At 75.4% G+C, this 309-nt stretch carries 1 pseudogene; it reads left to right on the top strand.

The window, feature by feature from the left end:
- Positions 1-309: pseudogene (locus tag Q4P21_RS15040) on the top strand (translation initiation factor IF-2); the annotation flags it as partial.

Raw genomic sequence — 309 nt, forward strand, 5'->3', positions numbered from 1 at the left:
CGGGCGCCAAGGCTGCAACCCCGGGCGCTCCGCGCCCCGGCAACAACCCGTTCGCTCCGTCCCAGGGCATGCCGCGTTCCGGCAGCCGCCAAGAGCGTGGCGACAACCGTGCACCTCGCCCTGCAGGAGCCGGCGCAGGGGCCCCGCGCCCCGGCAACAACCCCTTTGCAACATCGCAGGGTATGCCCCGCCCGGGTACCCCGCGCAGTGCTGAATCCGGCGCTGGTGGACCCCGTCCGGGTGCTCCTCGTCCTGCCGGTGCCGCTGGCGCCGGTGGACCCCGCCCGGGTGCTCCTCGTCCTGCCGGTG

The sequence above is a fragment of the Arthrobacter sp. genome, assembly GCF_030540645.1.
Classification (GTDB): Bacteria; Actinomycetota; Actinomycetes; order Actinomycetales; family Micrococcaceae; genus Specibacter.